We start from the raw sequence: 23,321 nt of genomic DNA, 5'->3' as shown, positions 1-23,321 counted from the left end.
GGCTGGCTCGGAGGCTCGAAAAGGGGCGGCATCGGCGCGTCTGCCGGCTCTATACCGGCTTTGGCCGGATGCCGCCAGCAGGATCGGCAAATCCTGCCGGCCCGGGCTTGCGGAGTCGGGCTCATATTGCCTGCTCCGGCGATGATGTGGTGCTAAGGCCTTGATTCAGCAAGGGGCGCTTCTGGCGCGTAACTTGCTGAACAGGGCCGGGCGCGTTGTTGCCCGCGTCACGGAACCATTCATGCCGATCCAGTCCGCGTTCTCCAGTCAGGCCACTGCCGAAGCACCGGCTGCCCGTCCGCGCGCCGGCCAAACCGGGCAGCGCGAGGGAGGCGAAGCGTTCTCGCTGCCCGAGATCGAGGCCGCCGCGGCCAAAGCTGGCGCGACCGTCAAGGCGGCGGCGCCCCCGGAGGCGGCGGCAGTCGAAGACGCCGCCGGCGCGGAAGGACACGTCGACGCGGCCAAGGTGCGGGGGCAGTTCGAGCCATCGCGCGCCGTCGTCCCGGCTGCCGTGCCGACCACTCAGCCCGTTCAGACGGGCATGCCCGCGCCACAGGAGCCAAAGCCGGATGCGAGCGGAGTCGCGTTCCTGATCGCGATGGCGGCAACTCAGACGGGCTTGCAGGCCAAGCCCGCCGGCGAAGGCGAGGCTGCCGGCGAGACGCAGGAAAGTTCGACCGAGAAGGGGGCCAAGGCAGCGGGCGAAGGCGAGACTGTCGCGCCGGTGACGCTCCCGGTCGCGGAAGTCCAGATCCCGGCGCCGCCTGCTCCCCTCGCGATCCTGCCCGCATTGCTGCCCCAGGGGCCACTCCTAGCCATCGATGCCGCCGAGGGGGATGCGGTCGAGGCGATGCCGACCGCGGGCAATGCGAAGAAGGATGCCCCGCGGCCGCAATCGATGGCTGCAACCGTGGCGCTGTCTGCCGTCAGCATGCCCGCGGCTGAACAAGCTCCCGCTGCTGGTGCCGTCGCTCACGATGGCAAGACCATACCGGGTGGTATCCATGCCGTCGGAGCGGCCGGGCCGGAGCTCGTGGAGCGTTTCGTCAAGACCGACCAGCCGGCTGCGACCAATGGCGCGACGGCTTCCACCGATGCGAAAGCGCTCGAGGCCCTCCAGCAGCAGCCGACCGCACCGTTCGACCTTTCGACCCTGTTGCAGCAGGCACCCGGCAAATCCGGGCATGACCGGCTGCTTCAGCCCTTCGACCCGAATGCGGCAGGAGTGCCCGCCGGAGCTTCGGGGCAGGGCACGGCGAGCGGCCAGCCGACGCCGATCCATGTCGTGCCGATCGAGATCGGCCTGCGCGCGATGTCCGGCTCGCGCCAGTTCGATATCCGGCTCGACCCGGACGAGCTCGGCCGGGTCGACGTCAGCCTGTCGATCTCCGACAAGGGTGAGGTCAGCGCAAAGCTGGTCGTCGATCGCGTCGAGACGCTTCACCTCCTGCAGCGCGATGCACGGACGCTGGAGCGCGCTTTCGAGCAGGCGGGCTTGAAGCCGTCCGATGGCGGCGTCGACATCACCCTGCGCGATCCGTCCGACCAATCGGCCTTCCGCCAGAACCGCCAGCAGGACGAGGCGCCGCAGCGCCCGCGCCAGTCTGGCGGCAGCGAACCGACCGAGGACGCCCCCCTTTCGATCGACCCCGTTCCGCAGCGCCGTCTCATCCGGCTCGGCGGCGTCGATCTCAGCATCTGAACGAGGACAAGCGCCATGGCGGTTTCGGGAACGAGCGGCACCTCCGGCACATCGGGTACCGGCAATAGCGGTGTGACGGGTAGCACCACCGGCATTGCCAATAATTTCGATCAGTTCCTGAGGCTGCTGACGACGCAGCTCAAGAACCAGTCGCCGCTGGACCCGCTCGACACCAACCAGTTCACCCAGCAACTCGTGCAATTCGCCGGCGTCGAGCAGCAGCTCAGGACCAACGAGACGCTCGCCTCCTTGCTCAGCCTCAGCGCGGCGGGGACAGCCACGAACGCGGTCGGGTTCATCGGCTCCACGATCACGGCCGACGGTGCCACGTCACGGCTGCTCGACGGCAGGGCCGACTGGAAAGTCACCATGCCCTCTGCTGGCACCGCGACGATCACGATCAAGGATTCGAAGGGCAGTGTGGTCCAGACGGAGACCAGATCGTTGAGCGCCGGTGACCAGACCTATAGGTGGGATGGAACGACCTCCACGGGCAGCAAGGCGGCGGACGACGAGTATACCGTCACGATTGATGCCAAGAGCGTGGCTGGCGATGCCATCACGGCGAAGACGCAGATCAGCGGCGTGGTCGACGGCGTCGACTTCACCTCCTCGATTCCGATGCTCAAGATCGGCGGGATCAGCATCCCGATCGACAAGGTGAAGAGCGTGGTCCGCGGCGATTGAGTGGTGGCGAATCAGTCGTGGACATCCGAGGCGATCGTTTTAGCCAATTCTTAAAGCCGCCCGCCTATGCTGCCCTCAGTAGCTCTGTTGAGTTGTGTGAGAGTACCATGACCGAGCCATTGCGACCGCGGGTGAAATACGTGATCGGACCGGACGGGAGTCCGCTGACGATTGCGGATCTCCCGCCGATGAATACCAGGCGCTGGGTCATCCGGCGGAAGGCCGAGGTGGTGGCTGCCGTGCGCGGCGGGCTGCTCAGCCTCGAAGAAGCGTGCCAGCGCTACACGCTGACCGTCGACGAGTTCCTGAGCTGGCAGATGTCGATCGATCAGCACGGCCTCGCCGGTCTGCGGACGACCCGCATCCAGCACTACCGCCAGTAGGAAGCAGCATTTCTGTTTCTTTTCAAAGGCGTCGGCCCGGACAGGGCCGGCGCCTTTGGCGTTTGCATCGTAGGCCCGGCAAGAAAGATTAACGACCCGCGTCCAAAAATTAACCGCCCGCTAACCATGCGCTGGGAAAAACTTGCCTAGTGGGTCGGAGCAGGTGCGCCGTCCCTGCGATTCTGTGGGACGGATGGCGGCGTGAACGGCCTGATCGAGCAGTTTGCCAAATTCGGCGCGGCGCGCCTGGCGGCCATGCTGGCCGTTACGCTGGTTCTCGTCGGCTTCTTCGGCTTCGTCATGCTCAGGATGTCCCAGCCGGCGATGAGCGTGCTGTTCTCGGAACTGTCGAGCCAGGATGTCAGCGCCATCCTCAAGGATCTCGACGCCCGCGGCATCAAATACGAGCTGCGTGGTGACGGCCAGACCGTGCTGGTTCCGAAGACCGACGTGCCGCGCCTGCGCCTCGATCTCGCCAGCAAGGGCATTCCGGCCGGCGGCGGCGTCGGCTACGAGATCTTCGACAAGGGCGATGCCTTCTCCTCGACCAGCTTTGTCCAGAACATCAACCATCTGCGTGCGCTCGAAGGCGAATTGTCACGCACCATCCGTTCGATCGGGCGGGTGCAGGCGGCGCGCGTCCATCTCGTCATCCCGGAGCGACGCCTGTTCGAGCGTGACCGTGAGCCGCCGCGCGCCTCGATCGCGCTCAAGCTCGCGGGCGATCTCGACGCCGCGCAAGTCCGGGCCGTGCGCCATCTCGTCGCTTCGGCGGTCGACGGTCTGAAGCCGGAGCGGGTATCGATCGTCGACGAGCGGGGTCGTCTGCTGGCGGACGGCGCGCAGAGCGACCAAGGCCTGATCGGGCTGGGCATCGAGGAGCGCCAGACGGCGATCGAGAAGCGCATCAAATCGCAGGTCGAGGACATCGTCGCCAGCGTCGTCGGCCATGGCCGGGCACGGGTGCAGGTTTCGGCAGCGCTCGACACCAACCGGGTCGAGAGCCGTTCCGAGAGCTTCGACCCCGAAAGCCGGGTTCTGCGCTCCAGCCAGAACCGCACGGAGGCCTCGACCACGACGGAGGGCGGTAACGGCACGGTCACCGTCGGCAACGAATTGCCGGGCGCCCAGCAGACGCAGGGCGCGCAGCAGAACCAGCGCGAAAACTCCTCGAAGAACGAGGAAGTCTCCAATTACGAGATTTCGCGGACGACCCGTACCGAGGTGCTGGAGGGCGGCCGGGTCAAGAAACTGTCGGTCGCGGTTCTCGTCGATGGCAACTACACGCGCAGCCCGGCTGGCGAGCTCTCCTACCAGCCGCGCAACAACGAGGAACTGGAGCGCATCGGAGAGCTGGTGCGCACCGCCGTCGGCTTCGACCAGGGCCGTGGCGACAAGGTCGAGGTCGTCAACCTGCGCTTCGCGGACGCGCCGCCGCCGCCGTCCGAGCTCGCCGAACAGACGCTGATGCAGCAACTCACCTCCTTCACCAGGGAGGATCTGATCCGCTTCGCGGAGCTCGGCGTCATCTCGCTGCTGACGCTCATCGTGCTGATGACGGTGGTGCGTCCGCTGCTGAAGCAGGTCCTGGCTTCCGACAACAGCAATGTCCGGGCGATCCCCTCCTTCATGCGCAACGGCGGTGCAGTGCTCGCCGGCCCGGCCGGCGCGACCGGCGATCCGGCCGGGAGCGGGCGGGCGGTGACGGTGGGGACCGACGGCGAGCCGCTTTCTGTCGAAGTGGAAGCGGCACCCTCCGAGCGGATGCTGGCGATCGCGCAGGTCAAGGGGCAGCTCAAGGCGCAGTCCGTGGAAAAGATCGGGGCTCTGGTCTCGCAGAATCCGGCCGATTCGGTCGCGGTGCTGCGGAGCTGGATCCACGAGAAGTCCGCAGCGTGACGGAGCGCTGAACCATGGCCGAGACCCGCTCCATCGCGACGCGCAATACGGGCTTCCAGGAAGCCGTCGAGGGCGGCGGCTTCGGCGTGACCACGATTGCGGAGATGACCGGTCCGCAGCGCGCGGCGGTCATCCTGCTCGTGCTCGGCGAAGATCATGGACGTTCGATCTGGCAAGAGTTCGACGACGACGAGATCCGGATCATCACACGGGCCATGGCCGAACTCGGCACGGTCGATGCGGACGAGGTCGAACGCCTGATGCTCGATTTCGTCGGCAAGCTTTCCAGCGCAGGCGCCGTCACGGGCTCCTTCGACCGGACGATTTCGCTGCTCGAAAAGATCCTGCCGACCGAGCAGGTCGCGCTGATCATGGAGGAGATCCGCGGGCCGGCGGGCCGCAACATGTGGCAGAAGCTCGGCAATATCGATGCCGTCGTGCTGGCGAACTTCCTCAAGAACGAATACCCGCAGACCATCGCGGTCATCCTGTCGAAAATCCGGGCCGAGCATGCCGCGAACGTGCTGCGCAATCTGCCGAACGATCTTTCGATCGAAGTCGTCGGGCGGATGCTGCGGCTGGAATCGGTGCAGAAGGAAGCGCTCGATCATATCGAGAACACGCTGCGCACCGAGTTCGTCTCGACCTTGACCCAGACCCGCCGGCGCGATCCGCACGAGATGATGGCCGAAATCTTCAACGGCTTCGACCGGCAGACCGAGATACGCTTCCTTTCGGCGCTCGATGCCTCGAACCAGGAATCGGCCGAGCGCATCCGCGCCCTGATGTTCACCTTCGAAGACCTCGGCAAGCTCGACCCGGCCGGCCTGCAGACGCTGATGCGCCAGGCCGACAAGGACATGCTGGCGCGCGCGCTCAAGGGCGCCAGCCAGACAATGCGCGATTTCTTCTTCGGCGCCATGTCGCAACGCGCTGCCAAGAACATGCAGGACGACATGGAGGGACTGGGCCCGCTGCGTCTCAAGGAGGTCGACGAGGCCCAGACCAAGCTCGTGCAGATGACCAAGGACCTGGCCGACAAGGGCGAGATCGTGCTGTCCAAGAACAGCGCTGACGACGAACTGGTGTATTGATATGGCCGCGACCAAGTTCATGTTCGGGACGGACTTCCGCGAAGGCAGTCGCAAGGCAGCCGGCGAGGCCGAGCTCACCGCGGCCCGTGCGGAGGGGTTCCATGCAGGGCAGGAGCAGGCGCATCGCGAAGCGCAGTCGCAGCTCACGGGCCTGACGGGGCAGCTCGCGCGCTCGGCGGAGCGGCTTTTCGCGCAGGAGGCAGCCCGCACGGCCGCGATCGAGGAGCATGCGGCGCATGTCGCGATTGCGACCGCGAAGGCGCTGGCCGGGGCCGCGCTGGCGGAGAAGCCGCTGGCCTCGCTCGCGGGGGCCATCCGGGAGTGCCTGGGCCATGCCCGTACCGCGCCTCATCTGGTGCTGCGCGTCCATGACAGCGTGGTCGAGGCCGCCGAGGAACTGGCCCGGAAGCTTGCGACGGAGCACGGTTTCTCCGGCAGGCTGATCGTGCTCGGGCAATCCGACATCACGCCGGGCGACGGGCGCATCGAATGGGCGGAGGGCGGTTTCGTCCTCGACAGCCAGCAACTCACGGCCCTGGTCGAGCAGGCGGTCGCCCGCGTGTTCGGCCATGGCCACGCAGAATCATGAAGGTCTGAGCCATGAGCACGGAGAACGATCTCAACCTGCCGCCGCTGAACCAGGCCGACCTGTCCTTCGATCAGAACGACATGTCTGTTGCGCGTTCGGGGCCGGTTCCGGTCAAGACGGCCGAGGATCTCGAACAGGTCTTCGACGTGCCGGTCAAGGTTTCCGCCGTGCTCGGTTCCTCGAAGGTCGCGGTCGGGGATCTGCTTCAGATCGTGCCGGGCGCCGTGATCGAGCTCGATCGGCGCGTCGGCGAGGCCATCGACATCTTCGTCAACGAGCGGCTGGTCGCGCGCGGGGAGGTCGTGGTCGTCGAGGACCGGCTCGGTGTGACCATGACGGAAATCATCAAGGCGGACCGGTGACGGCCCGCTCCATGACCAGAACGACAAGCAAAAGGACCTGAGCCATGCGCCTCGTCATCGCCGGCGGTCTCAAGGGACAGATCATCGCAGCCGCCAAGATCGCCATGTCGCATGGCGCGGCCGTCACCCATACCGAAAATCTCGACCAGACGCTCGCCGTACTGCGTGCCAAGGGTGCCGACCTGCTGATGGTCGATGTCGTCCAGCCGATCGCCGCTTACGTGGCGGCTCTGGAAAGTGAGCGCATCCGCACGCCGATCGTCGCCTGCGGCACCTCGACCGATGCGCGTGCCGCCGTGGCCGCAATCCAGGCCGGCGCCCGCGAATACGTCCCGCTGCCGCCCGACCCGGAGCTGATCGCGGCGGTGCTGGAGGCGGTCGCGGCCGACCAGTCGAGCCTGATCTGGCGCGACCCGGCAATGGAGCGCGTCGTGCAGCTCGCCTCGCAGATCGCGCGCTCGGAAGCACCGGTTCTGGTCACTGGCGAGAGCGGTACCGGCAAGGAGGTCATCGCGCGCCACCTCCACCAGAAGTCCGGCCGCAAGGATCGGCCCTTCATCGCGGTGAACTGCGCGGCGATCCCAGACAACCTGCTCGAATCCGAATTGTTCGGCCATGAGAAGGGTGCCTTCACCGGCGCCATCGCGCGGCGCATCGGGAAATTCGAGGAGGCCAATGGCGGCACGCTGCTACTCGACGAAATTTCGGAAATGGATGTCCGCCTGCAGGCGAAGCTGTTGCGCGCGCTGCAGGAACGGATGATCGATCGCGTCGGCGGCGCGCAGCCGGTCAAGGTCGATATCCGGATCATCGCGACTTCGAACCGTAATCTCGCCGAGGCTGTGCGCGAGGGCTCATTCCGCGAGGACCTGCTCTATCGTCTGAACGTCGTGCACCTGCGTCTGCCGGCGCTGCGCGAGCGGCCGGCCGACATCCTGGTGCTGGCCGAGCATTTTGCGAAGAAATATGCCGAACTGAACGGGTTGCCGGTGCGGCCGATCGCAGCCGACGCGCGCAAGCTATTGCTGGCCAGTGCCTGGCGCGGCAACGTCCGTGAGCTGGAGAATACGATGCACCGGGCGGTGCTGCTGGCGAGCGGGGCCGAGATCGCGGCTTCGGCCGTGCTCAGTCCGGAAGGGGAAGCGCTGTCGCCGGCTCCGTCGCGGGACCCGGCAGCACGCGCGGCCCAGACGGCGGAGGCGATGACGCGCTCGCTGGTCGGACATACGGTCGCCGATGTCGAGCGCGAGTTGATCCTCGATACGCTCGATCATTGCCTCGGCAACCGCACGCATGCGGCCAAAATCCTGGGAATCTCGATCCGCACGCTGCGCAACAAGCTCAGCGAATATACGTCGGCCGGCATAACGGTGGCCGAGCCGGGTCAGACGCGCATCAATGCGGTCTGACCCGAGAAACGATCAATAGTAGCGCCGGCGGTAGTAGTAGCGCGGGCGGGCGTAGTAGCGCGGCCGATAGTAGTAACGCGGGCGCGCATAATAACGTGGGCGTGCATAGTAGCGCGGCCGGCGATAGTAATAATACTGGCTGAACTCGGCATCCGCCTTGTCCAGCGCCTCCTTCATCTCGGCGGTCACGGCTTCGTCGCCCTTGCTTGGCTCGACGTCCGGCAGCGGTGCCAGCTTGGGCTGTGCCGCTTCAGCGGCGGCGATGCCGCCCATGCCGGCCGCGGCAAAGCCACCAACCAGTGTCATCAGGAATGAGCGTCTGTCCACGACGGCCTCCAGGCTGTTGTCACCACATCTCCCACGGCATCCCTAGGCGAGGAATGCCCGTGTGGAATAATGCATTTAAATGATGCTTTGTTCCATCCGGGCAGATTTCGCCCGCTATGGTTACGCGGGCTCACGCTCAATCCACCGCGTTGAGCGGCCGGGCAACGCTTTCGAGCGGCTGGCGCTCGGCACGAATCGCGAACCGGGCGGCGATGATCGCCGCCGCCAGCATCAGGGCAGCCCCCAGTAGGTAGCCACCGAAGACGCTGCCGCGCGAGCCTGTGTCGATCAGGATGCCGAAGAGCCACGGGCCGGCGATGCCGCCAGCACCGGTGCCGACCGCATAGAACACCGCGATGGCCAGCGCCCGCATCTCGACCGGAAAAGTCTCGGAGACCGTGAGATAGGCCGAGCTCGCTGCCGCTGAGGCGAAGAAGAACACGACACTCCAGCACAGCGTGAGTTGCGAGGCCGTCAGCCAGTCCCTCCAGAAGAGATAGCCCGTCCCCGTCAGCAGCAGGCCGGAGAGGGCATAGGTCGCGGCGATCATCGCGCGGCGGCCGAGCGTGTCGAACAGCCGTCCGATGAGGAGCGGCCCAAGGAAATTGCCGGCGGCGAAGGGCAGGATGAACCAGCCGATATTCTGCGAGGGAACCGCATAGAAGTCGGTGAGGATCAGAGCGTAGGTGAAGAAGATCGCATTGTAGAAGAAGGCCTGCGACAGCATCAGGGCCAGGCCCACCAGCGCACGCTCGCGATGGGCGACGAACAGAGTGTGGAAGACCTCGCGGAGCGGGGTGGCGGCACGCGGACGCAAACGGGTCACTGGCAGTCTTTCGCCTTCGGGCGGGACGAAGCCGGCGCGGCGCTCGATATCGGCGACGATCGCCGCGGCGCGTTCGGGATGGCCATGGCTGATCAGCCAGCGCGGGCTTTCCGGAATCCACTGCCTGAGGAACAGGATGATCAGGCCGAGCAGGGCGCCGATGAAGAACGCGAGGCGCCAGCCATATTCCGGATCGATCCAGGCGGGATCGAGCAGGACGATCGAGCCGATCGCGCCGAGCGCCGCACCGACCCAGAACGAGCCGTTGATGACGAGATCCGTCCAGCCACGCACGCGGGCGGGGACGAGTTCCTGAATGGTGGAGTTGATGGCGGTGTATTCGCCGCCGATGCCCATGCCGGTCAGGAATCGGAAGAGGATGAAGCTCGCGACGTTCCAGGAAAAGGCGGTAGCGGCCGTCGCGGACAGATAGACAAGTACGGTGATCGTGAAGAGCTTCTTGCGCCCAAGGCGATCAGTGAGCCAGCCGAAGAAGACCGCTCCCAGCACCGCGCCGGCGATATAGGCGGCGCCGGCGAGGCCGATCTCGGTATTGGTGAACTTGAGGGTCGGGCTTTCCTTGAGGGCACCCGAGACCGAACCTGCGAGCGTGACCTCCAGCCCGTCGAGGATCCAGGTGATGCCGAGGGCCACGACCACGAGCGTGTGGAAGCGCGACCAGGGCAGACGGTCGAGCCGTGCGGGCACGTCGGTTTCGACCGTGCCATGGTGCTGGTTGCCCGGCGGCGTCATGCCGGAGGTCTCCCGATCTTCGGTGGCGAATGAAAAGGCCGGCACCGCGAGGTGCCGGCCCGTTGCAGGTCAGCGGACCCAGTAGACCCGGCCGTTGCGGACCACGCGTCGCGGGCGGCGGTGATGGACCGGCGGCGGTGGCGGGCGGCGGTGACGCCGCGGGCGGCGGTGATGATACTGGGTGAATGCGGCATCGGTCTCGTCGAGGCCGGCCTTGAGAGCAGGATCGATGTCGCCGGTCTTGGGTTCGACAGGCGCGGGGGCGGTTTCAACCAGGCTCTTCGCCATCGCGGTGCCGCCGACCGCGGCAACCGCAAGGCCGCCGACAAGGCTCGTCAGGAAAGAACGTCGATTCAAGATGACCTCCAATATCGTCGGGATCCGGCGAAGTTCAGCCGTCCCTGAGCCAAGTGGGCCGGCGAATGCGGCCACAACGCGGCGTTTTGACAACCATCCGTTCATCTGATGGTTCCGAGAGGGTATTAATCCGTTTCTTAACAATTCGTTCACCATGCGCCCGGCAAGAATTGCCGAGCTGCACCCCGCTTCGGGGCGCGCGGGCGTGGGGCGGAGCGGTCGATGACCGATGTGACGGCAGGGCAGGGCAGAGGGTTCGCCGTTCCCGATCGCGGAGCGCTTGGCAAGCTGTTCAACCGGCCCGACCTGTTCCTCGCCGTCGGCGTCATGGGCATCCTGGTGGTGCTCATCTTCCCGATGCCCGCGGTTCTGCTCGACCTGCTGCTGGCGCTGTCGATCATCCTGTCGGTGCTGGTGCTGATGACCGCGCTCTTCATCGAGGAGCCGCTGGAGTTCTCGGCGTTCCCGACCGTACTGCTGATCGTCACGATGTTCCGGCTGGCGCTGAACCTCGCCTCGACGCGTCTGATCCTCGCCCATGGTCATGAGGGTTCATCGGCGGCTGGACATGTGATCGAAGCTTTTGCCGGTTTCGTGATGAGCGGCAATTTCGTGATCGGCGTGATCGTCTTCACGATCCTGATCATCGTCAATTTCGTCGTCATCACCAAGGGTTCGGGCCGCATCGCCGAGGTGGCGGCACGCTTCTCCCTCGACGCCATGCCGGGCAAGCAGATGGCGATCGACGCCGATCTCTCCGCAGGCCTGATCGACCAGGAAACCGCAAAGGTTCGCCGCAAGGCACTGGAGGACGAATCCTCCTTCTTCGGCTCGATGGACGGTGCCTCGAAATTCGTGCGCGGCGACGCCATTGCCGGCCTGCTGATCACCTTCATCAACGTGCTCGGCGGCATCATCATCGGAGTGGCACAGCAGGGGCTGAGCTTCGGTCAGGCGGCGACGAACTACACTCTCCTCACCGTCGGCGACGGTCTCGTCAGCCAGGTCCCGGCGCTGATCGTCTCGACGGCGGCCGGCCTGCTCGTGTCGAAGGCCGGCGTGCGCGGCGCGGCCGACAAGGCGCTCGGCAAGCAGCTCTCGGGTTATCCGAAGGCGCTCGGCATGTCGGCGGCGGTGATGCTGCTGATCGGGCTGCTGCCGGGCATCCCGATGCTGCCCTTCCTGCTGCTGGCGGCCGGCGCCGGTTTTCTGGCTTACCGTTTCGGCAAGGCGGCCAAGGCCCGCGAGGCTCAAGCGGGCATGGCCGATCCGGCGCAGGCCGGTGGCGCGGTCGCGGCGGACGGTACGCCGCGCGAGGAAACGCTGAACGACCTCCTCAAGATGGACGAGCTCAAGATCGAGATCGGCTACGGCCTCCTGCCGCTGGTCAATGCGCCGAGCGGGCAGGACCGGCTGACCGACCAGGTCCGGGCGCTGCGCCGGCAGCTTGCGGCCGAGCTCGGCTTCGTCATGCCGGCTGTGCGCATCGTCGACAACGTCCAGCTCGAGGCCAACCACTATTTCATCAAGATCAAGGAGATCGATGCGGGCCAGGGGATCGTCTATGCCGGCCAGTACATGGCGATGGATCCGATGGGCGGGGCGGTGAACCTGCCAGGCCACAACGTGCTGGAGCCGACCTTCGGCCTGCCTGCGACCTGGATCGATGCTGCCTTGCAGGATGAGGCGCAACTGCGCGGCTACACCGTGGTCGATGCCGCCACCGTGATCTCGACGCATCTCACCGAGGTGCTGAAGTCGAACATGCCGGAGCTGCTCTCGCATTCCGAGGTGCAGAAGCTCTTGCGCGAATTGCCGAAGGACCATGCCGATCTGGTCAAGGAGATCGTGCCGAGCCAGATCTCGACCACCGGCATCCAGCGCGTGCTGCAGCTCCTGCTCTCCGAGCGCATCTCGATCCGCGACTTGCCGACGATCATAGAGGGGGTTGCCGAGGTCTCCGCAAGCGTGCGCAGCCCGCGCGAGCTCGCCGAGCATGTCCGTGCGCGGCTCGCCCGCCAGATCTGTGCCCAGTTCTCGAACATGCAGGGCGTACTGCCGATCATCACGCTGTCGCCGGCCTGGGAGAGTGTTTTCGCCGAGTCGATCATCGGCCAGGGTGAGGATCGCCATCTCGCCATGCAGCCCTCCCGCCTGCAGGAGTTCGTGCATCACGTCCGTGACAAGTTCGAGGACGCCGCGCGCATTGGCGAGATGCCGGCGCTGGTCACCTCGGCCATGGCGCGGCCCTTTGCCCGCCAGATCATCGAGCGCTTCCGCCGGGAGACGCCGGTGCTGTCACAGGCGGAAATCCATCCGCGCGTGAGGCTCAAGACGGTGGGCAGCGTCTGATATCAACGCGCCTCCGCTTTCCACGGGGGCGCGATGCCTGCGGCGCAATGGTCAGCGCCATAGGCTGCGGCTAAGCGGACATCATGTCGCGCAATGCTGCTCTCTTCACTGTCATGTGTCTCGTCTGGGGTCTGACCTGGATGCCGATGAAAGTCGGTTCGATGCATGTGCCGCCGGTCTTCCTGGCGGCGGCGCGCTTCTCGATTGCCGGCGTCCTGATGCTGCTTTGGGCAGGGCGCGACGTGGTCAAGGTGCCGGGCGGCGCCTGGCCGCGCCTGATCGGCACCGCGTTGTTGCTCAATACCGCCAATTACACGCTGCTGTTCTGGGGCACGGCGCATGCGCCGACCGGGCTCGCGGCGATCGTCAATTTCGCGACGATCCCGATCTACACGCTGCTGGCGAGCCGGGTAATCGAGGGCGTGCGCATCGACCGGCGCAAGATCGTGGCGATCGCCCTTGGAACCGTGGGGCTCGGTTTCCTGTTCGCGACACGGGCCATGGGAGGGCTCTCGGCCGCGCAAGGCGATCCGATGGAGATGATCGGGCTCGCCGCCGTCGCGGCAGGCACGCTGTTCTACTGCGTCGGCGCGGTGCTCTCCCGGCCGATCGCCGGGACGATGCCGACGCTGACGCTCGCCGGCTGGCAGACGCTGATCGGTGGCATCGGGCTGACGATCGTCTCGCTCGCGCTGGAGCCGGTCGGTCTTGACGAGATCCGCGCGCTGGCGAGCTGGCCGGTGTTGCCGGCTGTCCTCTTCCTCATCGTCGGCGGCTCGCTGATGGGCTTCACCATCTACATGCGGCTGCTGCGAGACTGGGGGGCGTTCCGTGCCGGGCTCTACGCCTTCGTCAGCCCGGCCGTCGCGGTCACGGTCGGCGTCGCGGCGCTCGGTGAGCCCTTCGGCTGGTCGGAGGCGATCGGCGCGCTCCTGATGTTCGGCGCCGCGGCGATCGCACTGAAGCGATAAAGGCGTCATTCCCGGCGGAGCGAAGCGCAGTCCCGAGAGTTTCCGGCAGTACCGAACGCAATAGCCCCTTTCGGCATCTGATGCTCGGGTCACGCCCCGGCATGACGAGGCGTTCCTATGGCGGCGGGGCGATGCGGGTGCTGCGCTTGAGCTGCGCCCGTTCGAAGGCGAGCACGATCGGCAGCGAGAAGACCAGCGGCAGGATGAGATAGAACAGCCGCCAGATCAGCAACGCGGCGAAGACTGCCGGCGCAGGCACACCCGGCATCACCGCGAGGAAGACCGCCTCCATCACGCCGACGCCGCCCGGCACCTGGCTCAGGAGGCCGGCCGAGAACGACAGCAGGAAGGCGCCGAGCACGATCAGGAAGCCCGGATTGCCCTGCTCGGGCAAGGCGAAATAGATGATGCCGGCCGCACCTGCGAGCTCGATCGGGGCGGCGAGATATTGCCGGGCGACGATCGGCAGGCGCGGATAGATGATCTCGAACTTGCCGATCTTCAGCGGCTTGAAGCGCAGCCAGGAGCCGACCGTGTAGAGCGCGACGAAGGCGAGCATGCCGACGCCGATCCACCGGGCGGTGCTGTCGGTGATCGCGAACCATTTCGACATCCGCTCCAGCGGATGCAGGATCTGCGGCTCGTACAGCAGCACGAGCCCCATTAGGAAGATCGTCCCGAAGGCGAAGGTGAAGGAGCAGAGCGCGACGAGGACCGCGACCTCGGCCGCCGTCAGGCCCTTCGCGGTATAGGCGCGGTAGCGCACCATGCCGCCCGAAAAGACCGAGGCGCCGATATTGTGCGAGAGGGCGTAGGTCACGAAGGAGCAGAGCGAGATATAGGGCCAGGAGATGCCCTTCTCCTTGCCGAGATGGATCAGCGCGATGCGGTCGTACCAGGCGAGCGCGGCATAGGCGACGAGCGTCGCGAGCGCCGCATGGAAGAAGGCGTCCGGCGGGATCACCGCGATCTTGTGGCCGATGCGATGGGCGATGATCTTGATGCTCTGCCAGAGCCCCGCATTTTCCAGCAATGCTTCGACGGTGGCGTCCGACCCGGCCTCGGCCTTGAGTTTGCCCCAGAGCAGTTCCACCGACCAGACGACAGCGACGAGCCCGATGATCGGCCAGAGATAGTCGAGATAGCGTTTCATGGAGGCCGCGGAGCTCAGGACGGATTGGTGACGGCGACAGTTGGCCCACGTCTTCACCGCTGCGGCGCGAACCTGTCCCTTCTCTGCCAGCGGGAAAGGGCGAGGGCAAGCGCCTCAAGACGCCCGCGCTCGCCCAAGGTCCAGGCGTTGAGGAGAGGGCTACTTGCCGTTCTTCTTCAGCCAGTCCTGCATCATCGCCACTTCCTTCTCCTGATCGCGGATGACGTTCTCGGCGAGCTTGCGGATCTCGGGGTCCTTGCCATGGGCGAGGACGATCCTGGCCATATCGATCGCGCCCTGATGGTGCGGGATCATGCCGCGGACGAAATCGGCATCGGCATTGCCGGAATAGGGGATGTCCATATCCTTGTGCATCCTGGTGTTGGCGTCCCGATAAGCCTTGGTCGAGGCGCTGTCGCCGGGCTTGGCTGCGGCGGGAGTGCCGTGGCCGGCATGGCCGCCATGAGGCTGCTGGGCCTGTGCCGGACCGGCCAGAAAGCCGGCGGCGAGCAGGGCTGCCAGGATGATCGTGTTACGCTTCATCTGTCTTGATCCTTGGTCGATGAAAATGCGGACCGCGCCGAAAAGCGGCATCTTGATCCGCCGGAATCGAGGGTTCAGGCGAAATTCGCGGGTCGCGGCGGTCGTTCTGCCGGCTCGGTTGAGCGATTTCGAGCCGCAGCGACCGGTGTCGGCGGCAATCGCGACCAACAGACCGTGGCGAGCAGCAAGGGGGCGGCTGGCGCTTCGGCGATCAGGCCGCAGCCGATCGTGCAGCAGGGAGGTGCCGCGGAGGCCGGGGTCTTCGCATCTCCGTCCTCATGGCAAGGGGCGGATGCTTGCGCCTGCTCGTCGAGGGTGGCTTGCATAGATCCGGCATGGTGTGCCGGGCCGGGCATACGCAGCATCGTCGCGGCCAATGTCAGATGCGGCAAGACGGCGAAGCACATCACCAGGAGACCGAACAGCCAGCCGGAAGACCGGCCACGCCGTGGCCGCCGCCATCCACCTATGCTCTCGGGCCGGGCGTGTGTCATTGCGTCGTGATCTTTCGAACGCGATCATGTCATGATCGCGGCGATGATCCTGATTTTCGAGCGAGCCGCGACCTCCCATCCATGACCCAGAGCCTGAGCATCACCCTGACCGGAACGACCGACCTGCCGCCCGGCAAGATCGCGACGATCGTGACATCGCTGGAGATGTTCGCGCACCCCCCGCAACGGCCCGATCCGGCCGGTACCGAACGTTTCTCGCTCGAACTGATGAGGCATTCAGAGATCGAACGCTATCTCACCGTCTACCGGCTGCTCGGCGAGCGCTGGATGTGGTTCAGCCGCCTGACCAAGCCGCGCGCCGAGCTGGAGGCGATCTTCACCGACCCGGCCATCACAGTCTACGCGGTTCGCTTCGAGGGGCGCGATGTCGGGTTGCTCGAACTGGATTTCCGCGTGTCGGGCGAAGGCGAACTCGCGTTCTTCGGGCTGGATGAGCCGGTGGTCGGGAAGGGGGCGGGCCGGTGGTTGATGAACCGGGCGCTCGCGCTGGCCTGGACGAAGCCGATCTCGCGATTCTGGGTGCATACCTGCACGCTCGACCATCCGGCTGCGCTGGGCTTCTACCAGCGCTCGGGCTTCACGGTCTTCAAGCGCGGGGTCGAGGTCGACGACGATCCGCGCCTGACCGGCAAGCTGCGGCGCGACTCCGTCGAACACCACCCCATCATCGCATAAAGAAAAAGGCGACGTCCCGAGGACGCCGCCTTTTTCTGAACTGTGTCTGCACTCTCAGGCGCGCGATCGCAACCCGATCGCATCCATGGCCGACTGATCCCGGGCGGCTTCCGCCGCGCGCTCCGAGGCGCGTTCGCGATCGTCGAGGATCTCGACCTTCTTCATCTCCTCGAAGGCTTCCTGCAACTCGGCCTTGGCCTCGTCGAGCTGGCCCTTCAGGTTGTCGGCCGACTGGCGCAGGTTGTCACGGCGGCCGAGAGCTGCCTTGGCATAGGTCGGATAGGCGAAATGGGCGGGGTCGGCGATGCCGGCGCGCGATTCCTCCGCCTGGATCTCGCGATCGAGATCGCTCGCCATTCGGTGAAAATCGGCGATCATCATCTCGATCTGGCTTACCCGGCGACGTTTCTCGTCGACCTGGAAGCGCTTGAGCCGAAGAAGCGTCTCTCGCGACTTCATGTCGTTTATCAACTCCTGATTACGCATCGGCGCTGCCGACCCCTCGGCGAGCGCCAGAACTCCATCCGCGAGACGAGGAGCAACATGGCGCAAGGAGGTTGACCTTTCCTTACCGGGACGGGCTGCCTTTGATGCATGATCAGGCCGCGTCGCGGCTGCTGCCGGCCGTGACCGGAATGATCTAGTGAGGCAGGCGCTTGGCCATCCGGCCTTTTGCCCAGCGGATATCCTGTCTTGGCTGCCATTTCTCGTTTCGGCGGGCACGGCCCCCTGCTTTGCGGCCTTGCGCTGAGCCGCATCATCGGCTGGGGCTCGACCTTCTATTCGCCCTCGGTGCTGGTCGGCGCGCTCGATCGCGAGATCGGTCTCAATGCCGAGATCGTCTTCGGCGGTATCACCATCCTGCTGATCACCGGGGCGCTGGTCGCGCCTGCGATCGGGCGCTTGCACGACCGCGAGGGCACGCGCCGCTCGATGTGCATGGGCGCTTTGATCTGCGCGCTCGGGCTCGGCGTGCTGTCGCTGGCGCAGGGGCCGGTGAGCTATCTCGCAAGCTGGTTCGTGATCGGGCTCGGCCATGCGCTGTCGTTGGCCAATACCGGCAATGTCACCATCGCCCAGTTGATGGGCGACCGGACGCGGCGCGTGATCGGGCTGATGATGCTGGTCACGGGCCTCTCCTCCAGCGTGTTCTGGCCTTTGACAGCGGTGCTGATGAACGCTTTCGGCTGGCGAACGACATTGCTCATCTTCGCGGCGATGCAACTCGTCATCGTGCTGCCGATCTATGCGTCGATCCCGCGCTACCGGCGTGTGCCAGTGCTTGCGGCCAAGCCGGAGGCGACCTCCGTCGGTGAGCGCGGGCGCGTCGCGCCGGAAGCGCGCAGGGCGGCGTTCTGGCTGGTGGCGCTCGCCTTCTCCGCCAGCGGGCTTGTCTCCTGGGGATTGCCGTTGCACCTGATCAGCCTGTTCCAGGAGGCCGGGCTGACGCAGGCCGAGGCCGTCTGGGTGGCGACGCTGAGCGGCCCGGCGACGCTCGCAGCGCGCGCGATCGACGCGACGCTCGGCGAGCGGCTGCCGGCCGAGAGGGTCGCGCTGTTCGGCCTGCTGCTGGGGCCGGTCCTGTGCCTTGTCCTGCCCTTCTTGCCGATGACGATCCTGGCCGCGGCGATCTTCGTCGTGCTGTTCAGCGCGGCGCTCGGCGTGATCTCGATCGCGCGGGCGACGCTGCCGCTCGCCCTGTTCGGGCGCAACGGTTTCGCGTCGATGCTCGGCAAGCTCACGGTGCCGCAGAACATGGCCTTCGCCGCAGCGCCGCTGCTCTTCGCCGTGATGGTCGAGCGGCTCGGCGCGAACCCGACTCTGGTCGCTTCCGCCGCGATCCAGGCAATCGGCTTTGCTGCAATGCTCGCGCTGGTGCGGATGGTGGAGCGAGGCTGAGCGCCGCGCAGGTTCAAGCCGGCACCGCGGCGGCCACAGGTCGGGCACTGGCCCGGGGCCGTACGGCCAATGTCAGACGGTTTCGCTCATGATCGCGGCCAGACGCGCATAGCATTCCGGCAAGGGCGTCGCGTCGTCCTTGGCCTGCTTCAGAAAGGCCTCGAGCGCGGGATGCAGGCGGATCGCCTCGTCGACCTCGGCCGAGGCGCCCTGGCGATAGGCGCCGAGCCGGATCAGTTCTTCCATGTCGGCATAGGTCGCGAGCGTCGAGCGCGCCTTCTGCACGACCGGATAATACGCCGGATCGCAGGAGCGGGGCATGGTGCGCGAGACCGACTTCAGGATGTTCACCGCCGGATAGCGCCCGCGTTCGGCGATCGAACGCTCCATGACGATATGGCCGTCAAGAATGCCGCGCACCGCGTCGGCGACGGGCTCGTCATGGTCGCCGCCATCGACCAGCACGGTGAACAGGCCGGTGATGGCGCCGTCGCCGATGCCGGGGCCGGCGCGTTCGAGCAGGCGCGGCAGTTCGGCGAAGACGGTCGGGGTGTAGCCCTTGGTCGTGGGCGGCTCGCCGGCCGCCAGGCCGATCTCGCGCATCGCCATGGCGAAGCGCGTCACCGAATCCATCAGGCACATCACCTGCAGGCCGCGATCGCGGAAATATTCGGCGAGCGTTAGCGTGGTCAGGGCCGCCTGCTTGCGCATCAGCGCCGGCTCGTCCGAGGTCGCGACCACGACGATCGAGCGGGCGAGGCCTTGCGGTCCAAGGTCCTCCTGGAGGAATTCCTGCACCTCGCGGCCGCGCTCGCCGACGAGGCCGATGATGTTGACGTCGGCCTGGGCGTAGCGCGCCAGCATCGAGAGCAGCACGGACTTGCCGACGCCGGAGCCGGCGAAGATGCCCATGCGCTGGCCGATGCAGCAGGTCAGGAACGTGTTCAGGGCGCGTACGCCGAGATCGAGCGGCGGCCCGACCCGGCGCCGTGCATGGGCGTTCGGAGGATCGTTGCGATAGGCGAAGAGCGTGTCGCCCTGCGGCAAGGGCGGCCCGCCATCGACCGGGCGGCCGAGGGCATCGACGACGCGGCCGAGCCAGGCCGGCGTGGGGCGCAGACCCGGCTGGGCCCGGTCGACATGGACGGGACAGCCGCGGCGGACACCGTCGAGACCGCCGAAGGGCATGACGAGCGCCTTGTCGCCGGAAAAGCCGACGACCTCGCAGGGGACGCGCGTGCCCGGCGCGATCTCGATGCCGACGCGCCCGCCCAGGCTCATCGCGCCGATCGGCCCGGCGACCTCGACCAGCAGGCCGCGCACGCCGATGACCCGGCCATAGATGGTTACGCCCTCGATGTGCTCGATGGCGGTGGCCAGAGCGGAGAGGCGGTCGTGGCCGTGGGATGGAGAATTCATTCGGAACGCGTCGGTTGAGCCAGTGAGTTTGGGCCAACCATAACCGCTGCCGGCCACCCTGTGGATGATTCGGTAAGGGTTCCTAACAAATTGCGCTCATTTACCACCTGTTAAGCTCTGTGATTAACACTGCGGATCGAGGCTGCCGCGTGTCGCAGCGCCATTATGGCGCTGTTTCCCGAAGCTGCCTCCGCGAAAGGCGCTTTCGCGGCCGAGAAATTCAGCGATCCGTGTCAAATTCGACTCACCTCGACAAGGATCGTTCACTTTCTCCGAGGAAGCGCTTGCGCTCGGGAATCACGGTTTGTTAACCAGTTTCCTCGTAGCGTGTCGCGTGGCGTTTCATTGGGCAAGTGCGTCGTCGCCCGGGGCCGAACGGTCCGGGCGGAAACAACGGTCAAACCTGCCCTGCGGGCGAAATTGGGGACGTGGACATGCGGGTTCTGCTGATCGAGGACGATAGCGCGACCGCTCAAAGCATCGAGCTCATGCTCAAATCGGAGAGCTTCAACGTCTATACGACGGACCTCGGCGAAGAGGGCGTCGATCTCGGCAAGCTCTACGACTACGACATCATCCTGCTCGACCTGAACCTTCCCGACATGTCGGGTTACGAGGTTCTGCGCTCGCTGCGCGTCGCGAAGGTCAAGACGCCGATCCTGATCCTCTCCGGTCTCGCCGGCATCGAGGATAAGGTGAAGGGCCTCGGCTTCGGCGCCGACGACTATCTCACCAAGCCGTTCCACAAGGACGAGCTGGTCGCCCGCATCCACGCGATCGTGCGCCGCTCGAAGGGGCACGCCCAGTCGGTCATCACCACCGGCGACCTGGTCGTCAATCTCGACACCAAGACGGTCGAGGTGGATGCCGCCCGCGTGCACCTCACCGGCAAGGAATACCAGATGCTGGAGCTGCTCTCGCTCCGCAAGGGCACGACGCTCACCAAGGAGATGTTCCTCAACCATCTCTATGGCGGCATGGACGAGCCCGAGCTCAAGATCATCGACGTCTTCATCTGCAAGCTGCGCAAGAAGCTCGCCAACGCATCGGACGGCAAGAACTACATCGAGACTGTCTGGGGCCGCGGCTATGTGCTGCGCGAGCCTTCCGATGTCGAGGAACGCATCCCGGCCTGACGTATTTCCGTCGCCCGCCCGTCATCGGCCGGTCATGAAGCGACGTCATACCAGTTCTTGACCTGATCGTCGGATGTACACGACAGGTCGACGGGGACCCCGCCGAGAGGCGGGGTTTTTGTTTGTGCGGCGTCGCGCTCCGCGGAATGACGAGGGGGCTCCGTCAAAACGGGCGGAATTTCCTCTCAGCCACGCAGCGCGGCGGTGGTCCGCGGGAACTGAAGGGCGGGCGCGGGGGAGATGGCGGGCGGCCCCCCGATCGCGGCGTGGCGATAGAGGCCGCGATGCAGCGGATCGCAGACGAGCTTCGTCGCGAGCCCCAGCACGGTCTCGGCGGCGCCGAGCAGGAATGCCCCATCCGGCACGAGGCGCGGAGCGAGCAGCTCCAGGACCTTCACCTTGGTCGGTACGTCGAAATAGATCAGCACGTTGCGGCAGAAGATCACGTCGAAACGACCGAACCGGTCGTTGCGCTCCAGAAGGTTGTGCTGGGTGAATGTGACCATCGAGCGGATACGCTGCGAGACTTGCCATTTGTCGCCGATCTGCTGGAAATGCTTCAGCAGCATCTGGATCGGCAGGCCGCGCTGGATCTCGAACTGGCTGTAGATACCGGCGCGGGCCTTGTCGAGAATTTCCGCGGAGATGTCGGTTCCCAGGATCTCGATCTTCCAGCCGGCCAGCCGGTCGCCGAGCTCGTCGATCAGCATGGCCAGCGAATAGGCTTCCTGGCCGCTGGAGACGGCCGCGCACCAGATCCGCAACGAGCGGCTGGCGGCGTTGGCGGCAAGACGTTCGGGCAGGATGACGTCGCGGAAGAGGTCGAACGGCGTCTGGTCGCGGAAGAACAGCGTCTCGTTGGTGGTCATGGCGTCGACCACGGCGCTCTCCAGGGCCGGGTCGCGGGAAAGCCTGAGCTGGCGGACGAGGGCTTCGAGATCGGCAATGCCGCGCCGGCGGCAAAGGATGCCGAGCCGGCTCTCGGCCAGATAGCGCTTGTCCGTGGTCAGCGACAGTCCGGATCGCTGCTGCAGCAGGAGGCGCAGGAAGGAGAAGTCGGCCTCGGTCATACCGGCTGCACCCCGCGCACGAGGCAGCGGATCGAGGCGCCGATCTCGTCGAGCGCGATGACGGCGCTGGCATGGCGGGCACGCACGACGGATCCCGGCATGCCCCAGATCGTGCTGCTCGGCTCGTCCTGGGCGATGACGGCGGAGCCGGCCTTGCGCAAGGCACCCGCGCCGTCGGTGCCGTCGCTGCCCATGCCGGTAAGGACGAGGCCGAGGGCGGCTGCGCCGAGATGGCGTGCCGCGTCGCCGAAGAGCACGTCGACGGCGGGCCGGCAGAAATTGACGGGCGCCTCGTCGCCAATCCGCGCGACGATATGGCCGAGCCTGCGGTCGATGCCGAGATGGCGGCCGCCCGGCGCGATATAGACGATGCCGCGCATCAGGCGCTCGCCGTCGAAGGGCTCGCGGGCAGGCACGCCGATATGGCTCGCGACCTGCTCGGCGAAGGAGGCGGTGAACAGCGGTGGCATGTGCTGGACGACGATGGTCGTCAAATCGTTGAGGCCGTCGCCGATGTCGAACAGAACCTTGGCGACGGCGCGCGGGCCACCGGTGGAAGCGCCGACCACGAGATAGCGCGGCATCACCGAGACGAGCGGGCGCAGGTTGACGGGCCCGGCATGCGGCAGATCCGTGTCGATCTCGGGCGGCAGCGACCCCGGCCTGACCGGCGTCTGGACGATATTGCCGAGCTTGAGCAGGAACTCGCTGCGAAAATCGAGGGACAGGGTCATGCCGCTGCGGCTGTCCGGCTTGGAGACGACGTCCATCGCCCCTCGCGTCATGCATTCGAGAGCGATGCGGGTGTTGCGCTCGTTCAGCGTCGCGGCGATCAGGACGCCTGTGTTAGGGCTTTCCCGGAGGATCTGGGGGAGGGCGGCGGCGCCGTCGATGCCGGGCATGTCGAGGTCGAGCACCATCACGTCCGGCTTGAAGCGGGTGGCGTGGGCGACTGCGGTTTCGCCGTCGCCGGCGACCGCAACGACGTGGAAATTCCCCGCCTCGCCCAGCCAGCGCGCGAAAAGCCCGCGCACCACGACGGAATCGTCCGCGATCACCACGGTCTTGTGCCGTGATGCGAGGCTGGCGGGAAGCGCGCGCGGAGACAACATCGACATGTTTCTCACTGGGCAGGCGGTAGAGGCGAAAGTATTCCGGGCGAAGCGGCCCCGATGCGCGCTCGCACCGGGGAGCATCCGT

At 66.2% G+C, this 23,321-nt stretch carries 22 protein-coding genes; 13 read left to right on the top strand and 9 right to left on the bottom strand.

All coding sequences use genetic code 11. The features are described from left to right. Positions 1-241 precede the first annotated feature (241 nt). The 8 genes from J0I42_RS08500 to flbD all read left to right on the top strand — a co-directional run bounded on the left by J0I42_RS08500 (position 242) and on the right by flbD (position 8,125). A complete protein-coding gene (locus J0I42_RS08500; RefSeq protein ID WP_291654388.1) occupies positions 242-1,702 on the top strand; it encodes a flagellar hook-length control protein FliK in 1,461 nt (486 codons plus the stop codon). Positions 1,703-1,717: 15 nt separating this feature from the next. Beyond that, positions 1,718-2,389: a flagellar hook assembly protein FlgD gene (locus tag J0I42_RS08495; protein WP_291654387.1), complete on the top strand. Its 672-nt coding sequence runs from the start codon at positions 1,718-1,720 to the stop codon at positions 2,387-2,389. A 107-nt stretch (positions 2,390-2,496) separates the two neighbouring features. After that, positions 2,497-2,772, top strand: a complete 276-nt coding sequence (sciP, locus tag J0I42_RS08490; RefSeq protein WP_038359348.1) for a CtrA inhibitor SciP — start codon at positions 2,497-2,499, stop codon at positions 2,770-2,772. A 201-nt stretch (positions 2,773-2,973) separates the two neighbouring features. Then, positions 2,974-4,671, top strand: coding sequence for a flagellar basal-body MS-ring/collar protein FliF (gene fliF / locus J0I42_RS08485; RefSeq protein WP_291654386.1), 1,698 nt, complete (start codon positions 2,974-2,976; stop codon positions 4,669-4,671). A 104-nt stretch (positions 4,672-4,775) separates the two neighbouring features. Then, entirely contained in the window at positions 4,776-5,765 is a 990-nt protein-coding gene (gene fliG / locus J0I42_RS08480; RefSeq protein WP_291654432.1) for a flagellar motor switch protein FliG, read from the top strand. A 1-nt stretch (position 5,766) separates the two neighbouring features. After that, positions 5,767-6,354 (top strand): FliH/SctL family protein, encoded by a 588-nt coding sequence (locus tag J0I42_RS08475; RefSeq protein ID WP_291654385.1) that lies wholly within the window; start codon positions 5,767-5,769, stop codon positions 6,352-6,354. 11 nt (positions 6,355-6,365) lie between these two features. Beyond that, on the top strand, positions 6,366-6,716 hold the full coding sequence (gene fliN, locus J0I42_RS08470; RefSeq protein ID WP_291654384.1) for a flagellar motor switch protein FliN: 351 nt from the start codon (positions 6,366-6,368) through the stop codon (positions 6,714-6,716). A gap of 44 nt (positions 6,717-6,760) precedes the next feature. Beyond that, positions 6,761-8,125, top strand: a complete 1,365-nt coding sequence (gene flbD, locus J0I42_RS08465; RefSeq protein ID WP_291654383.1) for a sigma-54-dependent transcriptional regulator FlbD — start codon at positions 6,761-6,763, stop codon at positions 8,123-8,125. Positions 8,126-8,137: 12 nt separating this feature from the next. On the opposite strand, the gene J0I42_RS08460 is transcribed toward flbD, so the two are convergent. From J0I42_RS08460 to J0I42_RS08450, 3 genes are all read right to left on the bottom strand, one after another. Beyond that, positions 8,138-8,452 (bottom strand): hypothetical protein, encoded by a 315-nt coding sequence (locus tag J0I42_RS08460; protein WP_291654382.1) that lies wholly within the window; start codon positions 8,450-8,452, stop codon positions 8,138-8,140. A gap of 136 nt (positions 8,453-8,588) precedes the next feature. Beyond that, positions 8,589-10,031: an MFS transporter gene (locus J0I42_RS08455; RefSeq protein WP_291654381.1), complete on the bottom strand. Its 1,443-nt coding sequence runs from the start codon at positions 10,029-10,031 to the stop codon at positions 8,589-8,591. Between the two features lie 69 nt (positions 10,032-10,100). Then, on the bottom strand, positions 10,101-10,388 hold the full coding sequence (locus tag J0I42_RS08450) for a hypothetical protein (protein ID WP_291654380.1): 288 nt from the start codon (positions 10,386-10,388) through the stop codon (positions 10,101-10,103). A 222-nt stretch (positions 10,389-10,610) separates the two neighbouring features. Between J0I42_RS08450 and flhA the strand changes: the two genes are divergently transcribed. Together flhA and J0I42_RS08440 are read left to right on the top strand one after the other, a co-directional pair. Further along, the gene (flhA, locus tag J0I42_RS08445; protein ID WP_291654379.1) at positions 10,611-12,740 is read left to right on the top strand and encodes a flagellar biosynthesis protein FlhA; all 2,130 of its coding nucleotides are present in this window, start codon (positions 10,611-10,613) and stop codon (positions 12,738-12,740) included. 83 nt (positions 12,741-12,823) lie between these two features. Continuing rightward, positions 12,824-13,711 carry a DMT family transporter gene (locus J0I42_RS08440; protein WP_291654378.1) on the top strand — a complete coding sequence of 296 codons (888 nt, stop codon included), beginning with the start codon at positions 12,824-12,826 and terminating at the stop codon, positions 13,709-13,711. A 115-nt stretch (positions 13,712-13,826) separates the two neighbouring features. Here J0I42_RS08440 and J0I42_RS08435 read toward each other — a convergent pair whose 3' ends face one another. Together J0I42_RS08435 and copM are read right to left on the bottom strand one after the other, a co-directional pair. Further along, on the bottom strand, positions 13,827-14,864 hold the full coding sequence (locus tag J0I42_RS08435) for a lysylphosphatidylglycerol synthase transmembrane domain-containing protein (protein ID WP_291654377.1): 1,038 nt from the start codon (positions 14,862-14,864) through the stop codon (positions 13,827-13,829). A gap of 159 nt (positions 14,865-15,023) precedes the next feature. Further along, positions 15,024-15,407, bottom strand: coding sequence for a CopM family metallochaperone (gene copM, locus J0I42_RS08430; protein ID WP_291654376.1), 384 nt, complete (start codon positions 15,405-15,407; stop codon positions 15,024-15,026). Positions 15,408-15,703: 296 nt separating this feature from the next. Between copM and J0I42_RS08425 the strand changes: the two genes are divergently transcribed. Then, positions 15,704-16,597: a GNAT family N-acetyltransferase gene (locus tag J0I42_RS08425; protein ID WP_366509810.1), complete on the top strand. Its 894-nt coding sequence runs from the start codon at positions 15,704-15,706 to the stop codon at positions 16,595-16,597. A 54-nt stretch (positions 16,598-16,651) separates the two neighbouring features. On the opposite strand, the gene fliJ is transcribed toward J0I42_RS08425, so the two are convergent. After that, positions 16,652-17,056, bottom strand: coding sequence for a flagellar export protein FliJ (fliJ, locus tag J0I42_RS08420; protein ID WP_291654375.1), 405 nt, complete (start codon positions 17,054-17,056; stop codon positions 16,652-16,654). A gap of 234 nt (positions 17,057-17,290) precedes the next feature. Between fliJ and J0I42_RS08415 the strand changes: the two genes are divergently transcribed. Continuing rightward, the gene (locus tag J0I42_RS08415; RefSeq protein WP_291654374.1) at positions 17,291-18,496 is read left to right on the top strand and encodes an MFS transporter; all 1,206 of its coding nucleotides are present in this window, start codon (positions 17,291-17,293) and stop codon (positions 18,494-18,496) included. A 72-nt stretch (positions 18,497-18,568) separates the two neighbouring features. Here J0I42_RS08415 and fliI read toward each other — a convergent pair whose 3' ends face one another. Further along, entirely contained in the window at positions 18,569-19,915 is a 1,347-nt protein-coding gene (fliI, locus tag J0I42_RS08410) for a flagellar protein export ATPase FliI (RefSeq protein ID WP_291654373.1), read from the bottom strand. 434 nt (positions 19,916-20,349) lie between these two features. Between fliI and ctrA the strand changes: the two genes are divergently transcribed. Beyond that, on the top strand, positions 20,350-21,051 hold the full coding sequence (gene ctrA / locus J0I42_RS08405) for a response regulator transcription factor CtrA (protein WP_038359314.1): 702 nt from the start codon (positions 20,350-20,352) through the stop codon (positions 21,049-21,051). Positions 21,052-21,236: 185 nt separating this feature from the next. On the opposite strand, the gene J0I42_RS08400 is transcribed toward ctrA, so the two are convergent. After that, positions 21,237-22,121, bottom strand: coding sequence for a CheR family methyltransferase (locus J0I42_RS08400; protein ID WP_291654372.1), 885 nt, complete (start codon positions 22,119-22,121; stop codon positions 21,237-21,239). Then, positions 22,118-23,239, bottom strand: a complete 1,122-nt coding sequence (gene cheB, locus J0I42_RS08395) for a chemotaxis-specific protein-glutamate methyltransferase CheB (RefSeq protein ID WP_291654371.1) — start codon at positions 23,237-23,239, stop codon at positions 22,118-22,120. The genes J0I42_RS08400 and cheB overlap by 4 nt, the downstream gene beginning before the upstream one ends. Positions 23,240-23,321: the final 82 nt, after the last annotated feature.

The sequence above is a fragment of the Allobosea sp. genome (assembly GCF_017308015.1).
In the GTDB taxonomy this organism is placed as follows: domain Bacteria; phylum Pseudomonadota; class Alphaproteobacteria; order Rhizobiales; family Beijerinckiaceae; genus Allobosea.
The sequence above is the reverse complement of the archived record's forward strand: the minus strand, read 5'-3'. Positions and strand labels throughout refer to the sequence as shown.

What these genes read in the sequence shown, in the direction of transcription:
- J0I42_RS08500 (WP_291654388.1), top strand. Translation starts at nt 242, where the DNA reads ATGCCGATCCAGTCCGCGTTCTCCAGTCAGGCCACTGCCGAAGCACCG.
- J0I42_RS08495 (WP_291654387.1), top strand. Translation starts at nt 1,718, where the DNA reads ATGGCGGTTTCGGGAACGAGCGGCACCTCCGGCACATCGGGTACCGGC.
- sciP (WP_038359348.1), top strand. Translation starts at nt 2,497, where the DNA reads ATGACCGAGCCATTGCGACCGCGGGTGAAATACGTGATCGGACCGGAC.
- fliG (WP_291654432.1), top strand. Translation starts at nt 4,776, where the DNA reads ATGACCGGTCCGCAGCGCGCGGCGGTCATCCTGCTCGTGCTCGGCGAA.
- J0I42_RS08475 (WP_291654385.1), top strand. Translation starts at nt 5,767, where the DNA reads ATGGCCGCGACCAAGTTCATGTTCGGGACGGACTTCCGCGAAGGCAGT.
- fliN (WP_291654384.1), top strand. Translation starts at nt 6,366, where the DNA reads ATGAGCACGGAGAACGATCTCAACCTGCCGCCGCTGAACCAGGCCGAC.
- flbD (WP_291654383.1), top strand. Translation starts at nt 6,761, where the DNA reads ATGCGCCTCGTCATCGCCGGCGGTCTCAAGGGACAGATCATCGCAGCC.
- J0I42_RS08455 (WP_291654381.1), bottom strand. Translation starts at nt 10,031, where the DNA reads ATGACGCCGCCGGGCAACCAGCACCATGGCACGGTCGAAACCGACGTG.
- flhA (WP_291654379.1), top strand. Translation starts at nt 10,611, where the DNA reads ATGACCGATGTGACGGCAGGGCAGGGCAGAGGGTTCGCCGTTCCCGAT.
- J0I42_RS08440 (WP_291654378.1), top strand. Translation starts at nt 12,824, where the DNA reads ATGTCGCGCAATGCTGCTCTCTTCACTGTCATGTGTCTCGTCTGGGGT.
- J0I42_RS08435 (WP_291654377.1), bottom strand. Translation starts at nt 14,864, where the DNA reads ATGAAACGCTATCTCGACTATCTCTGGCCGATCATCGGGCTCGTCGCT.
- copM (WP_291654376.1), bottom strand. Translation starts at nt 15,407, where the DNA reads ATGAAGCGTAACACGATCATCCTGGCAGCCCTGCTCGCCGCCGGCTTT.
- fliJ (WP_291654375.1), bottom strand. Translation starts at nt 17,056, where the DNA reads ATGAAGTCGCGAGAGACGCTTCTTCGGCTCAAGCGCTTCCAGGTCGAC.
- fliI (WP_291654373.1), bottom strand. Translation starts at nt 19,915, where the DNA reads ATGAATTCTCCATCCCACGGCCACGACCGCCTCTCCGCTCTGGCCACC.
- ctrA (WP_038359314.1), top strand. Translation starts at nt 20,350, where the DNA reads ATGCGGGTTCTGCTGATCGAGGACGATAGCGCGACCGCTCAAAGCATC.
- J0I42_RS08400 (WP_291654372.1), bottom strand. Translation starts at nt 22,121, where the DNA reads ATGACCGAGGCCGACTTCTCCTTCCTGCGCCTCCTGCTGCAGCAGCGA.
- cheB (WP_291654371.1), bottom strand. Translation starts at nt 23,239, where the DNA reads ATGTCGATGTTGTCTCCGCGCGCGCTTCCCGCCAGCCTCGCATCACGG.